This is a genomic window from Novipirellula herctigrandis (assembly GCA_007859835.1).
Lineage (GTDB): Bacteria > Planctomycetota > Planctomycetia > Pirellulales > Pirellulaceae > Novipirellula_A > Novipirellula_A herctigrandis.
This window is the reverse complement of sequence record SJPJ01000001.1, coordinates 4229133-4243993: the sequence shown is the minus strand read 5'-3', so window position 1 is coordinate 4243993 and position 14861 is coordinate 4229133. Positions and strand designations below refer to the sequence as shown.

The following is a 14861-nucleotide window of genomic DNA, read 5'->3' as shown; positions in this document are numbered from 1 at the left end:
ATCGGGCTAGTCGCCCAGCGTTTTTCTCGGCCCCATTCCGTGGGCCGAGGTCCGACTGAATTTAAGATAACCTAGGGCCAGCAGGCTCGGCCGTTTGCATCGCGATGAGTGCGACGGCAAACGGGCGAGGCTGCTGGCTCTTGCTTTTGTAGTCTCGTTCAGTCACTTGGCTAGTTTGAATGGTTGTAGGTGAATGCATAGGACGCTTCCCCTCCTATGCCTAAGATTTGTATGTCCACGATTAGGAAATCTCATGTCCACAGGCGCAACTCGCCGACCACAATTGACCGCTGACGATTACTTCGTTGGCGTCCGCGATCGCAATTTGTCGGTCTTCGCGCAAGCGTTGACGGCAATCGAATCGAGCAGCCCGCGGCATCGTCCCATTGCCGAAGACCTGCTTACACGTTTGTTGCCGTATACTGGCAACGCGCTTCGCGTAGGAATCACCGGCGTCCCAGGAGTCGGCAAGAGTACTTTTATCGAAGCACTTGGCATGCACTTGGTGCGTCGAGGTTTGCTCGTTGCCGTGTTAGCGGTCGACCCGTCTAGCGGCGTTAGTGGCGGTAGTATCCTCGGCGATAAGACGCGTATGAACGAGCTGGCTTCCGAAGCGAATGCTTTTATTCGACCCTCGCCTGCCGCAGGAACGCTCGGCGGAGTTGCCAATAAGACTCGCGAGACAATGTTTATCGCCGAAGCGGCCGGTTACGACGTGATCTTGGTTGAAACAGTCGGTGTCGGCCAATCCGAAACGATGGTTTGCGACATGACGGATTGTTTCTTGGCGCTAATGCTTCCTGGTGCCGGTGATGAGTTGCAAGGCATTAAGCGAGGCCTGTTGGAGCTCGCCGACGTGATCGCAGTGAACAAAGCCGATGGTGAAAACCGCAAGGCAGCCGAGTTGGCCGCCCGGCAGTATCACACTGCCCTCGAATCGCTCACCGGGCATGATCGAGAAAAAGCGCCGACGATTTTAACTTGCAGTGCTCGGGACGACGCAGGGATCGAATCGGTGTGGGAAGCGATCGAAAAGAAATGTGAACGACGCCGTGAGACGAACGAATTTGTCGAACGCAGGCAAAGGCAAAATTTGCGTTGGCTATGGGCGCTGGTCGACGAGCATTTGCGGCGGTCGATTCAAACGCATCCGGTGGTCAAGCAGATCTACTGTGACATCGAGCAGCAGGTCCTTGAAGGCCAAATGCCCGCTGCGGCCGGAGCGAGAAAGATATTTTCGGCGTTGGGGCTAGAGTAGCCGCCAAGAACAAAAAAAGCCTAAAGGGAACCGGTTGGGTTCTGCCTTTAGGCCAGGGGAATGCGGCGTATTTACTGCCTGGCTGGTCGCAACTTCGGGTTGAATTCCAGGGTTAGGCCCGAATGCCTAACGGGGGCTTTGACGATATTCACGCAGCGTTTCTGCTACGACAACATCGATCCGGTTTTCGCCAGGTTTTTGTGCAGGTCAAAGCAATGTTCAAGGTCGTGCTTGATATGGCTGTTCCGCGAATCCTTGACATACTGATGCAAATACGAACGGTAATCGGGGTGAGCACACTTTTCGATGATTCGCTCCGCTCGTGCCTCCGGTGCAAGGCCGCGAAGATCCGCTAGCCCTTGTTCGGTCACCATCACCTGAACCGAGTGTTCGTTGTGGTCCACGTGGGTGCACATCGGAACGATCGTTGAGATCTTTCCGCCCTTGGCGATCGAGGGACAGAAGAAGACGGACAGGTACGCGTTGCGAGCAAAGTCGCCGCTGCCGCCGATGCCGTTCATGATTGCACTGCCACTGACATGGGTCGAGTTGGCGTGGCCGTAGATGTCAGCTTCGAGGGCCGTGTTGAGCGCGATAACACCAAGTTGGCGGACCGCCGCAGGGTTGTTGGAAATCTCTTGCGGACGCAAGATCATGCGATTGGCAAAGTAGTTCATGTTGTCAGCCAGTTCAATCATTTGCTCTGGCATGAGCGTCAACGCACAGGTGCTTGCACCGCGAAGTCGTCCGCTACGAAGCAAGTCGAACGCAGCTGATTGCAACACTTCGGTGTACATCAAGAAATCGGGAATGTCGGGACTATCGCCCATGCTCTTTGTCACTGCGTTGGCGACGTTACCCACACCACTTTGAAGCGGCAAAAACTCGGGCGGTATGCGTCCGTCACTAAGTTCTTTGCTCAGGAAATTGACGACGTGGCCTGCAATCGCTTCACTCATTTCATCTGGTGGAGCAAAGCCGCCTAGTTCATCGGCTTCGTCGGTTTCAACGACGGCGATGATCTTGCTCGGATCGACTTGCGCATAAGTCTTGCCAATTCGTTGTAGCGGATGTTGAAGACTCAGTGCGGGTCGATGTGGCGGTGGTTCGGGGATGACAATATCAGCCATGTCGCTAATGCGACGACTGGGGCGTTTGTTAAGCTCGATGATGACCTTATCCGCGGTTTTCAAGAACGTCGGTGAAGCCCCGATCGAGGTCGTTAAGAAAACTTTGCCATCTGCGGTAATCTCTGAAGCTTCGATCACCGCAACGTTGACCTTGCCGAAGAAGCCGAACAAGACCGACTGAGGAACGTGCGACAAGTGCATGTCAACGAACGCGACTTTGCCGGCATTGATCTTTTGACGCATCGCCTTTGACGATTGATAAGGCGCTCGCCAACTAACGGCATCGGCTTCGGCTAAACGATCATCAAGACTCGCACCGGTGGAAGCCCCAGTGATGACACGAATTTGAAATGGTTTGCCTTCTTCATGTAGTGCGGTTGCGCGTTTTGCGAGCGCTCTTGGAACCGCCTTCGCTGCTCCCGCAGCGGTAAAGCCACTCATCGCCACAAAATCGTTGTCGTTAATCAACTCCGCCGCTTCCTCTGCTGTTAGCTGGGGGAAAGCATTGCTTGACATCTCAATTTCCTAATTAGAAGTATATTTGCGTATTCGAATTCGATCGTAGGTGGGTGAGTGCGTCCCAAACACGCTCTCGCCGACGATTCTAGTCAGTGCTTTTCAATTGATGAAGGAGGCTGCCTTGATGTGTTTGAACCGAGCCGGTACCTGGATGCGAATCGCGGTCAATGGGTAGTCATTGAATCGACCAGTCATCGATCCTAGTCTCCTGTTTTCTAGGGTTTGGCATGCGGATTATTGACGCAGGATTCCGCGAGAAAAACTGGGTTTTCTGTGCCATTTGTGCTTTGGCCTCGTCCAAGGTGAAGGGTGTGTAAACGGCTTAGTGGCGTCAAAGTTTCCACGAAATGCCTGCGAGGCAAGAATGCCGATCCTCGGTCCGCTTCGCGTCTTCAAGATCACAAATCGTGATTGGCAAAGGTACGCCAGTTGCCACAGTTGCATTCATTAAGTATTCGATGGAAAGATGCCGAAATGAGTAGAACGCACCACTATTCATATTCCATTGTTTGAGTATCGTTATCAGTCGAGCGTGCTGATTCGGGAGGTTTTGGACGCTAAATATCCCCCCCTATTGAACCCGAACGACACAACGCATACTCTCAGAACTGCCAATTGTATAGGACCCTTTGGAGGTCCGTTTCTCGGCAGTCCACCCTAACGTCAGAAATCGAAATGACTATTAAGCAAGAACTGTTAGACGATTTGGAAAAACGCCAAAAGGCGGCCTCATTTGCCGGTGGGCAAGAACGTATCGATAAGCAACATGCCAAAGGGAAAATGACGGCTCGCGAGCGTCTGGATGCTCTCTTTGACCATGCCACGTTCCAAGAATGGGGCATCCATGTTCAACACGGCTGTCACGACTTCGGCATGGAAAAGAAGGACTTGCCAGCCGACGGTGTCGTGACGGGGGTCGGGCAACTTGATGGGCGTCCGGTCGCATCCTTTAGCCAAGACACCGCCGTGGGTGGCGGTGCTTTGGGGCAGCGTCACGCTAAGAAAATCTGTGACCTGATGGACTACGCTAGCCAATGCGGTTTGCCGTTTGTTGCCATCAACGATTCCGGCGGAGCACGGATTCAAGAAGGGGTCGATGCTCTTTCGGGATACGGCCAAGTTTTCTACCGCAATGTGGTTCTGTCCGGCTGTGTTCCTCAGATCGCAGTGATCGCCGGCAACTGCGCAGGTGGTGCGGCCTACTCGCCTGCTCTGATGGATTTCTTGATCATGACTCGCGAGAACGCGAACATGTTCATTTGTGGTCCACAAGTGATCAAGGCGGCTACCGGCATCGACACGACGATGGAAGAGATCGGAAGCGCTGCAGCGAATGCTGGAATCAGCGGAAACGTTCACTTCATTGCTGACAATGACGAACATGCGCTGTCGCTGGTGCACGAACTGCTGAGCTATCTGCCGTCAAACAATGTCGAAAATCCTCCGCACATGCCGACCCCGACGATCAGTTTGGAGCCTGATGAATCGATGAACGCATTGGTGCCCGAAGATTCCAAGGGCGTCATGGATATGTACGAGGTGATCCGCCGAGTGGTCGATAACGGCCAATACTTGGAGGTTCATCAGCAGTTCGCCCAGAACATGATCGTCGCATTTGCTCGCGTCGATGGCATTGTTGTGGGGGTGGTTGCGAATCAGCCGAAGGTCAAAGCGGGAACCATTGACATCGACGCATCGGATAAAGCGGCTCGCTTCATTCGGTTCTGTAACGCTTTCAATATTCCGCTGCTCACGCTCGTGGATGTACCTGGATTCCTGCCCGGCGTTCAACAAGAGCAAGGCGGAATCATTCGCCATGGTGCGAAGATGTTGTTCGCCTATTCGGCTGCGACAGTGCCAAAGATCACGGTGATTTGTCGTAAAGCCTACGGTGGTTCTTACTTGGCAATGTGTAGTCGCGACCTCGGGGCTGATGTTGTTCTTGCTTGGCCCACTGCGGAAATCGCTGTCATGGGAGCCAACGGTGCGGTGAATATTTTGTACCGCCGAGAAATCGCCGCTGCCGAAGACCCGCAAGCGAAGCGAACGGAATTGACCGATGAATACCACGCTCGTTTCGCATCCCCATACATGGCTGCATCGCGTGGTATGATTACCGACGTGATCACCCCTGCGGCCACTCGTGGTGCTGTCTCACTCGCTCTACGCAATACATTGATGAAGAGCGAAACGCGTCCACCAAAGAAGCATGGTTTGATTCCTCTGTAGGCGTCTAATCGCTCCCACTGTTGAGCGGCCTGTTTTGTTGAACAGAATTGTATTGTTTAGTGGGCCTGCCTTTTTTAGCTGGCCTGTCTTATCCGCAAAACAGCCCGTTCTCGTTCCATCCAACCCACGTTGATTTCCTTGAAAGAGTATTAGAATGAAAAAACTGAGAATCACGATCGGCGATAAAGCCTATGACGTGACAGTGGAAACACTCGAATCGGACCCGCACACACAACCTACAGCGATTCGTCCTGCGGGCCCAGCGCCAACGATCGCCCCTGCTCCGATGAAGGCTGCGGCGCCGGCTGCACCGAAGCAGGCACTTTCGCGTGGTTCGATCACGAGCCCAATGGCGGGAGTGATCTTGTCGATCGATGTCGAAGAAGGTGACAGTGTTGACGATGGTCAGTTGTTGCTAGTCCTCGAGGCGATGAAGATGGAAAACCAAATCATTGCTCCTGCGGCTTCGACCGTGAAGAGCATCTTGGTTGCTGTTGGTGAATCGGTTCAGGACGGTCAAGTGCTCGTCGAGCTCGAGTAGACCCAAACAACTCAGAAGCTCTCGCAAGTCGAAATCAACACCGTTTGGTTACCCACGCACGATGATCACTACCATGTTGCACCCGTTACCATTTTCTGTCATGCCGCTGATTGCATTGAATACCGATGCTCTTTTTGAAGAGACCGGTTTGCCGCTTGCAGTCATGGGGATGTTTGTCGTCTTCTCGGCACTGTTGATCTTGATTGGTTGCGTCAGTTTGTTGCCGCGTCTGATGGTGGTGCTAGACAAGATTATTCCTGCTCACGGCCATCATGGGGCTCAGCCAAAGCCAAAGCCAAAGCCAAAGGCCAAGGCCAAGAAGAAGGAAGCAAAGGGGGCTGAGGTTGGTGGAGTGCCCGAAGAAATTGCGGTTGTCATCGCTGCTGCAGTCGCCCAGGTCATGGATCAACCCCATCGAATCGTTCGGACTCGGCAATTGACGGCATCGGAGTTGGCGTGGACCCTGCAAGGACGAATTCAACACCATGCTTCCCATAAGTTGAAACCTCGAAACCGTTAAGAACTTACCAGACAAACACAATCGTTGATCGCGCTGCGGTCAGACGAAGAAAACCATAGGCCTTCACCCAACAAAGCGATCGCTTTGTGTGACCTATGCTTAGCACGAAATCGAATTTTGCATCAAAGGAGCCTCTCAGGTGTTATTATCTGGGTATCTATTCACGAAGCTGCAGCAGCTAGTCGACACCACCGCGTTTCCGAATCTTGAACTCGGCAACACGATGATGATTATCATCGGGCTCATTTTCGTTTACTTAGCGATCGCAAAGGATTACGAACCACTACTTTTGGTTCCAATCGGGTTTGGGATTGTCGTGGGGAACATTCCTGCAGTGCCCGGCATGCCGCTGAGTGTGTATGACGAAGGGAGTGTGATGCAGTATCTCTACTTCGGTGTTTCGCACGGGGTCTATCCGCCACTGATCTTTCTCGGGATCGGTGCGATGACCGACTTTTCGACCATGATGTCGAATCCTAAATTGATATTGCTTGGTGCTGCCGCTCAAATTGGCGTGTTTGGCACCTTCGCCGGTGCGATTGCACTTGGCTTTTCACCAAGTGAAGCGGGTGCGATTGGAATCATTGGCGGTGCGGACGGCCCCACGGCGATTTTCCTCTCTGCGAAATTGGCTCCACAGTTGCTTGGTGCGATTGCCGTTGCAGCTTATTCGTACATGGCACTCGTTCCCGTGATTCAACCGCCGATAATGACGCTGTTAACGACCAAAGAGGAACGCGTGATTCGGATGAAAGCAGCACGCCAAGTTTCCACGCGTGAACGTATCCTGTTTCCAATCATCGCGTTTTTGGTCTGTACCCTGTTGGCACCTGGTGCGATCGTCCTGATCGGCATGCTGTTTTTTGGCAATCTGCTAAAAGAAAGCACGGTAACGGAACGACTTGCGGTAACCGCACGAACGGGAATGATCGACGTCGTCACGATCCTCCTCGGATTTTGTGTCGGTGCCAGCACCAGTGCTCCCTATTTCTTGAATTGGGACTCCATCAAAATTTTCGGACTTGGTGCATTGGCGTTTTCGGTTGCGACAGCGGGCGGGGTCATTTTTGCGAAGGTGATGAACTTGTTCCTTCGTGAAAAGATCAATCCACTGGTCGGTGCAGCCGGCGTTTCAGCGGTCCCAGATGCTGCACGCGTCGTGCAAATGGTCGGCCAGAAAAACGACCCACAAAACTTCCTGCTCATGCATGCGATGGCACCAAACGTTGCTGGCGTGATCGGTTCGGCGATCGCCGCTGGTGTTTTGTGGTCGCAATTGGTCAAGTAGGGTTGCCCTGGACCAGTAAACGGGTATTAACGCTTCTGCCGAACATGCCAGCAGGGCGTTTTAGCTTGTGGATCACTGCCAAATCCAAAACGCATTTTCTGCGTGCCAAGTGAGCCGGAGTGAGGGTGTGGTTTTGTGCACACTCTTGGCGAGTGTACGAACTGCGCCGGAACATTCGTTAAGACCGGTTTTGTGATCAGCGATTCATTCAACGTAACCGTCTGATCTTCTCTGCATTTGCGATAACGATGCAGTAGCTTCTAATGACGGGCCACAAGGTTCGTTTGTTTACAAAAGTTACCTTCGGTCAATCAAAATGAAAAAATACGCAATCGCCATTCTGGCCACGGGTTTGGTCCTTAGTTTTCTCGGAACCGCCCAAGCTCAAAACGTGGGGCTTCGAAGCGCTCCTTATTACACAGCGCCAATTGGAGATGTGTATCCGACACCGCAGCCTATGTATCGCTACTCTTCTCAACCGGGTTGGGGTGGCAATACGGTGCCGAGTTATCGCAGCAACTACCCGACATGGTCGACCTCATCGCCAGTGCAGAGAGGTGGCTTGTTCAGTGAGCTGATGGAACTTGAACGTCGAAAGAACGCTTGGCTCCGCCGAACCTTTTTAGGTCAATAGATCTTGATTCTGAATCACCGGTTGCGGTGTTGTGGATTCGATTTTCCGCAACAAATGTCGCCGTGTCAGCGAGCTTGTTCGATCGCGTATAACTGCTCTAGCGTTGCAACATACAAGACCCCGTTTGCTGCAACGGGGGTGGATGCGATCGGAGCATCAAATTTCTTATGGCTTAAGACCTGCTTCTCTTTAGCGGCAGCCACGATCCAGAAATCCCCGGCTCGTGTTCCTACGTAAACTTTCCCATCGGCCACCAAGGTCGATCCCCATACGTCGCGGCCAAGGTCAATTTTCCAGTAAGCTTCTCCTGTCTTGGCATCGACACAATGAAGCTTGCCGCCACAGTCAGCGACAAACACCATTCCATTATAAATCGATGGAGTACTGCAAGCGTGGTTTTCGAGCGGGTAAGTCCATTGTCTCGCTGAGTGCGTGATGTCGCCCGATTGAGTCGCATCAATGCAGACTAACCAAGCCTTCTTTTTCCCCCACCAAATGTCGCCACCGCCGGTGACGTATAGCCGCTGATGATCGAGTACCGGCATACTCTTGATATTACTCGGCCCTTCGCGACGATTTCTTAGGTAACTGTGAATATCTTTCTTCGGCGCGGTGGGATCGAAGTCAAATCGCCAACGGCGTTCGAACTCAACTGGCACGCTGGTTCCTTTTGAGTCGAGCGCGTTGAAAGCGTATAGAATGCCATCGCCACCGGCAAAGAAAACGAGTCGGCGTCCATCAATTTGGCCCATCGCCGGTGATGACCAAGTGGAATGGAAAATTTGCGGGCCAATGCGTTCAGTGTCTTGACCGACTAGCCGCCCCGTTTGTTTGTCTATCGCAATCAAACTTGGGGCATCGGGAGATCGAATCACCGCGTGTGTGTTGTCTACGCCGTTGCATGTATTGACGTAGAGGTTTTCACCGTCGAGCAAGATGCTGCTATGTGCACCGTCGTGAGGATACGCACCGACTTCGGCTGGCATGTCAAAAATCCAGAGAAGGTCTGCGTCGATATTCGTTATTTCCATTGGCTCGGGATCGATCGATTGTTTGCCTGATTCCTTTAAAGCCATATGCATGCCTTCATCAACGTAAGGGCCATCATTGCCGTTGGCTTGGCCTTGAAGGTCGAGGCATGCGACTTCGAAGCGATTTGTTACCGTATAGACACGATCGCCTTCGACCGTCGGTGGCGAGCACATGCCGATATTCGGCCAGTCTTTGTAGATGTCACCTCCCTCGATTCGGGGCACCGCAAGTTGCCAGCACAAACTGCCGTCATTCTCGTTCAAGCAAAGCAGCACACTTCGGTCTCCCACATGCCGAGCGTCTCGGGGAACAGCATTGTTGGCACCGATGAGCACCTTGCCAGAAGCAATTACGGGGGAACCATACGCATTTGTTCCCAGGGGAGCAGACCATTTGATGTTCTCGCCTGTCTCTAAATCAAAGTTGTCGGGCAAGTTTGTTTCGTGCGAAATCATGTTGCGAGTGTGCGGTTGTCCCCATTGTAGTTGGTCTGCCGCTTGACTCGGCGCACCGAGCACAAGGCAAATTGTGGACATACATGCAAATAGATTGAGGTGCACAGAATTCATAATCGATCACCCGATCGGGTGTTATTTGGGGGGGCAGTGAGAATCAGACGCGTGAAACGAGTCCTGCGCCAGCAGTGTCGATTCCTTTGAGTAGCGAAATTAAGGCTTCGCGGTGCGGTGCATATTCAATTGCTACCTCTTTCGAAATCGCTCCTGCATTGACGAGTTCGCATAGCGAATACGTAAAGTTACGCATCCCTTCGTCATGACACACATTTAAGATAGCAGGAATATCGTCGTCTTGAGAGTTTAGGATTCTCTCTTTTACCAGCGAATTGTTCAACAGAACTTCCGTTGCTGGAAAACGTTCGCCCTCGTTTGCGCCCTTTACCAGGCGTTGGCACATGATTGCTCGCAGACTATTCGCTAATGATGAGCGAATAAACGCGTGTTCTTCTTGCGGGAAGAATTCGAGAATGCGACTGAACGATTGTTCGGCGTCGCTACAGTGCATTGATGCGAGTACTAAGTGACCGGTTTCGGCTGCTTGGATGGCCGCCAAAATGGTTTCTTTGTCACGAAGTTCCCCAATCAAGATACAGTCGGGATCTTGACGCACGACGTAACGAAGGGCATGAGCGTAGTTGGGGACATCAATCCCAATTTCACGCTGCGAAATGATTGACTTCTTGGATTGGAACCGAAATTCGATTGGATCTTCAATCGTGATCACATGCATGTTTTGGTGCGTATTGATGTGATCGAGCATCGCCGCCAATGTGCTGCTTTTTCCACTTCCGGTGACACCGCTGACGATGATTAAACCATCGTGAGTCTTTCCGATGGTCTCTTCGTAGACACTTGGCAACTGCAATTCGGCAAAGTCAGGAATGATGTGTTGGACACGGCGCAGGGCCGCGTGCATTTGGCCATCCGACCGAAACGCATTGACTCGAAAACGATCACCACTTTCGGCCAAGACTGCAAAGTCGGCACTGCCGAGTTCCTTGTACTCTTCAAGCCGCGATTTCGGCATGATCTCCGCCATCATTTCCATGATGTACTCAGACGATGGAAGGGGGTGCACATCGAGATGCCGCAATTGTCCGCCGATGCGAATGAAAGGAGGCAAGCCCACTTTCAGATGAAGGTCCGACGCTTCGTTTTTGCTAACGAACGCTAATAGCAAACGAATCTCGTCGCGAGGGGCTTGAAGCGGTGTCATCGGCACGGTCTCCAGAAAGGCACGGTCTCCAGAAGGAGGCCTGCATGCACAAATAGAAACACTCGGGGCAAACATGTTTGTTCATCCCGAGTGTATTGTAACCGCTTAAGGCCGGTCGTTGTGGGGCAAAACCACCACTTAGCCTACAACTCAACCACGACACGCCCTGTGACACCGCCGGCGAGGATTCGCTCGACCCATGCCGGGGTTTGTTCCAAGGGGACCTTCGTTGTCAATGATTCGATGCCATCGAGTTTCCACTCGCCTGATAGTTTTTCCCAAATCTCTTTTCGTTTGGGCATCGGGCACATTGCTGAGTCAATGCCGCACAGGGTAATGCCGCGGAGAATGAATGGGTGGACAGTGGTGTGCAATTCTGCTCCACCAGCCATACCGCATGCCGTGACACAGCCTCGGTAAGAGATCGACTTCAAGACGGTTTCAAGCATCGAGCCACCAACGGTATCGATGGCTCCGGCATATTTTCCGCTCAGCAAAGGTCGGTTGCTCTTGTCGACAAAATCAGATCGTGTGAGCACCTCATCAACGCCGCGATCGAGTAGGGACTGGTGTTGTTCTTTCTTGCCTGTGACTGCGATGGTTTTGTAACCAAGCTTATTGAGGATTTCCAGTGAAATACTGGCAACGCCTCCTGTTGCGCCAGTCACGATGACGCTGCCCGAATCGGATGTCACACCATGACTGATCAAAGCTTGTACGGATTGTGCAGCCGTAAAACCCGCGGTTCCAAGCGTCATCGCTTCGAGGGGCGACAATGTTTTCGGGAGAGGCAAAACCCATTGACTTGGTACGTCAATCATTTCTGCCCATGCGCCTAAATGTCCCACCCCCAAATCGTTGCCGGTCACTATGACTTCGTCACCAATGGCAAACGCGGCATCTTCGCTGGCAACCACGTGTCCAACCGAATCAATTCCCGGAATGTGAGGGAAGCGGCGTACGATTCCCGGATGCCCGGTGGCAGCTAAAGCATCCTTGTAATTTAGTGAGGACAAATTGACGCGGACCCGAACGTGGGGCGAGTCCGTTTTTGATCCGGATTTAGCGTCATCGAGAATGGAAATCGGTTTCTCGGTGACCGAAGTATTGATTTCGCCCGATTCGGTTTTCTCGACCCAAAAACATCTCATCGCATTATTCACAATGTTTCCTCTGATTTCATAAGTAACCGTTTCCATTTTGGAAGGCCCGGTTTGATTTAGAATGGTAGAATAATATGAAACCTTCCATGAACGTCAGGGGGCAAACAAGGTCATTTGTGGATCCCCACTTAACATCCCACCTAACGGCAATTCGAAGCCCGCTGCGAAAATCGTTGCACTTGATTCGCTGTAAGTAGGTAAAGGATTGATGTGATGAATGAAAACGCCTCCCAACCTGAAAGCGTTACGGCAAGTTGCCCTTCGGGTCATCACGTTCGTGGGGGCAAAGAATTGCTGGGGCGAATGGTGCGGTGTCCCAAATGTGCAACGGAGTTTTTGTTTGAGGTTCCAACGAAGCCACCGATATCCGACTCAGGAGTGATGGCCATTCTTGGCGACGTTCCCCCGCTTCCGCCGCCTCCAAATAAACGCCCAACCACGCGGCCGTGTCCGCAGTGTCAAAAGCTCATCCCCGAATCATCCCACGTATGTCCGCACTGCAGTTTCTATGTTGCAAAGCTGCCGGGGTTCTTTCCGTCATCGTAGAACAGTGCAGAATCCTTGATTTGGCTTTTCGTTTCCAGCATGTATTCGCATTGGCGTCGTACTGTAATGCTTCGTGCAACGCCTAGGACGAGATTTCCGGTGGTTGCTCTCCACGGTAGCGAGCTTCGGCAAATTGTCGATACCAATTGGCCGTGTTTGTTGGCCACTCAGTCGCGTCGACTTGTTGATTGACGTAGCTGTTTTCAATTCGGTTTGCAAATTGATGCATCGTTTCAGAACTCCCACGAACGAGCGACAATCGACGCATTCGGCGGTCGACTCGCCGTAGCAACTTTCGACTGCGAATGTCCTCTGGGTTTTCCTGATTTGCCGACGGCGAATTGTAACGTCGCCAAAGCATCACGGTTATCAGCAAGAACAATGGGGCTTGCGCGAATTGAAAGAGAATCAACACAGGGTTGCTTGATCGAACGACCGCCATGAATGACCAAACTGACGACAACCACGAAGTGTCATCCGATTGTTGATTAATCCATTCTTCTGAATTGACCGCCGATGCCAAGTTTTGCGTGTTCTCCAGTGAAAGTGTTTGATAATGTCTGCCGGGTGTGGATTCAACTGGGAACCACGTGCGAGAATCGTGGTCATAAGCTTCGACCCAAGCGTGAGCATCCCGATTTCTGGCGATCCAGTAACTGTCGGTTGGTTCCCATTCATCGGCAACGTAACCCGTAACGTAACGAGTGGGTACGCCTGCGCAGCGAAGCATCATCGCGGTGGCGGTGGCGAAGAATTCACAGTGAGCTTGATGCCGTGTCTGAAGAAAATAGAGTAGCGGATCTTCTGAGCTTGGTGCCTTTGGATGTTCGAGTGAGTACGAAAAATTCGCTGCGAAAAATGACTCGATTTGTCTTGCTTTTTCTCGCGGTGGGCTTTGCTCGTCGCAAATGTCATTGACGATAGGCTGACAGGCGATCCGGACTTTTTCGGGAACCAGTAGCATAAGTCTTTGGCGATCTTGTTCCAAAGTCTCGGGCGCCGGTCGACTTGCTACACCTGCTACATAGGGATAATTGACGTTGATGCCATGGAGCACGGTTTGTTGGTGAGAAAGTGAAATACCGATGCTGCTCGCTTCGAGCCATTGTGTGCCTAAGGGGAAAAAAATGGTCGAACCCTTTAACGGAACATTGCGGACTTCGATGGTATTGTTCGCAGTGTTAATGGATGGGAAAAGATTGAAACGTTTCAAATGAAGTCGATTGCTTGAGACGATTGCCGTCGTTGCAGGCCCATTCGGTCTAACGGTGTAGTGATTGATCGTGGAAGACTGGAAGTGTTCCAGCGGTTGGTGTTCAGGATAAGTTTGCCATTGTCCAGATGCGTAGCTGTCAAAAGCATGCCCTCGCAGGTAGCCAGGCGACGAATTTGAAAAGACGCGTAGTGCAATCTCATTGGGATTGGCTAGCAATTTTCCGCGGATTGAGCCAATTGTTGCGCCGAATACATAGCGAGTTCCCGTTAACGCTTGACCGTTGACCATTTGGTCGAGCGAGTTTTTCAGTTTGGAGTGAACTATTTGTTGAATCTGAGGAAGCGATTCGCTGGTAGCGCGCGTCAGCAATCCGGTGCTGATCAAGATCGCCGAGAGCGTTAGTGTCGACAAGAGCATTGATGTGCGGTTCCAATTCCCTAGAACGGAAAACCCCGGCGAAGCACGAGGGCCAGAACGACTTTCGCGATGAAGTTCGAGATCCTGGCGTCCTAAAATGATTTGAGATGCAATCAGGAAACCGGTGCAAGTACAAAAGGCAACGGTGGTTTGGCCACGGATCGATTGGCTTGATCCGCCAGCGGCTGCACAGAACAACGTGGCGGCAAGCGCCAACCCAAGCATTGCAGGATGGCCTTGCCCGGCGCGAAGGCCCAAAAGAATTAGGATCGTTGTTAGCGCGGCGTGCGACAAAACATCGGCGCCTAAGTTGAGTGGATTGAAGTTCGCGTTTTGCAGGTACGGGACGGCTCGTGTAGAGCAAACCAACAGCACTAGGCAAAGCCCAAAGATCCAAACGAACAATCGATGCACTAGAGAGGGTGCGGCAGGCCGCGAATCAGAGGCGACGGAACCTTGCTTTGCCGAAGTCAAAGCGATACCAAGTAGACTGAGCGAAAGCAGCACAAGGATTGCCGGCCAAGAGCTGAACGAGTGCCCCACAAAGGCTGCCAAAAGCAGAGTCAGCCAAACGAGCATCCATCTTGGTCGCGAACGCATGGTTGGGATTTCCTCAGAGAATCGAAATTGCATC

General features: G+C 52.2%; 12 protein-coding genes. 6 read left to right on the top strand and 6 right to left on the bottom strand.

Annotated elements, in window-relative coordinates; genetic code table 11:
- Positions 1–61: 61 nt before the first annotated feature.
- Positions 62–199: a hypothetical protein gene (locus tag CA13_RS35245; RefSeq protein WP_419194423.1), complete on the bottom strand. Its 138-nt coding sequence runs from the start codon at positions 197–199 to the stop codon at positions 62–64.
- 54 nt (positions 200–253) lie between these two features.
- On the opposite strand from CA13_RS35245, the gene meaB reads away from it, so the two are divergent.
- Entirely contained in the window at positions 254–1258 is a 1005-nt protein-coding gene (gene meaB, locus CA13_RS15815; RefSeq protein ID WP_146398199.1) for a methylmalonyl Co-A mutase-associated GTPase MeaB, read from the top strand.
- A 164-nt stretch (positions 1259–1422) separates the two neighbouring features.
- Here the strand turns inward: meaB and CA13_RS15810 are convergent, their stop codons facing one another.
- Positions 1423–2904: a succinate CoA transferase gene (locus CA13_RS15810; RefSeq protein ID WP_146398197.1), complete on the bottom strand. Its 1482-nt coding sequence runs from the start codon at positions 2902–2904 to the stop codon at positions 1423–1425.
- 678 nt (positions 2905–3582) lie between these two features.
- On the opposite strand from CA13_RS15810, the gene CA13_RS15805 reads away from it, so the two are divergent.
- The 5 genes from CA13_RS15805 to CA13_RS15785 all read left to right on the top strand — a co-directional run bounded on the left by CA13_RS15805 (position 3583) and on the right by CA13_RS15785 (position 8119).
- Positions 3583–5136 (top strand): acyl-CoA carboxylase subunit beta, encoded by a 1554-nt coding sequence (locus tag CA13_RS15805; RefSeq protein ID WP_146398195.1) that lies wholly within the window; start codon positions 3583–3585, stop codon positions 5134–5136.
- Positions 5137–5290: 154 nt separating this feature from the next.
- Positions 5291–5677 carry a biotin/lipoyl-containing protein gene (locus CA13_RS15800; RefSeq protein ID WP_146398193.1) on the top strand — a complete coding sequence of 129 codons (387 nt, stop codon included), beginning with the start codon at positions 5291–5293 and terminating at the stop codon, positions 5675–5677.
- A gap of 73 nt (positions 5678–5750) precedes the next feature.
- Positions 5751–6197, top strand: coding sequence for an OadG family protein (locus CA13_RS15795; protein WP_419194422.1), 447 nt, complete (start codon positions 5751–5753; stop codon positions 6195–6197).
- Positions 6198–6336: 139 nt separating this feature from the next.
- Positions 6337–7485 carry a sodium ion-translocating decarboxylase subunit beta gene (locus tag CA13_RS15790; RefSeq protein ID WP_473087465.1) on the top strand — a complete coding sequence of 383 codons (1149 nt, stop codon included), beginning with the start codon at positions 6337–6339 and terminating at the stop codon, positions 7483–7485.
- A gap of 316 nt (positions 7486–7801) precedes the next feature.
- Complete coding sequence (locus tag CA13_RS15785; RefSeq protein WP_146398191.1) at positions 7802–8119, top strand: hypothetical protein; 318 nt, start codon at positions 7802–7804, stop codon at positions 8117–8119.
- A gap of 65 nt (positions 8120–8184) precedes the next feature.
- Here CA13_RS15785 and CA13_RS15780 read toward each other — a convergent pair whose 3' ends face one another.
- The 4 genes from CA13_RS15780 to CA13_RS15765 form a co-directional block, all read right to left on the bottom strand.
- Positions 8185–9720, bottom strand: coding sequence for an outer membrane protein assembly factor BamB family protein (locus CA13_RS15780; protein WP_419194421.1), 1536 nt, complete (start codon positions 9718–9720; stop codon positions 8185–8187).
- Positions 9721–9763: 43 nt separating this feature from the next.
- On the bottom strand, positions 9764–10885 hold the full coding sequence (locus CA13_RS15775; protein WP_419194420.1) for a type IV pilus twitching motility protein PilT: 1122 nt from the start codon (positions 10883–10885) through the stop codon (positions 9764–9766).
- 143 nt (positions 10886–11028) lie between these two features.
- Entirely contained in the window at positions 11029–12036 is a 1008-nt protein-coding gene (locus CA13_RS15770; RefSeq protein ID WP_146398188.1) for a YhdH/YhfP family quinone oxidoreductase, read from the bottom strand.
- 640 nt (positions 12037–12676) lie between these two features.
- Positions 12677–14827: a transglutaminase-like domain-containing protein gene (locus CA13_RS15765; RefSeq protein ID WP_419194419.1), complete on the bottom strand. Its 2151-nt coding sequence runs from the start codon at positions 14825–14827 to the stop codon at positions 12677–12679.
- Between the last annotated feature and the right edge of the window lie 34 nt (positions 14828–14861).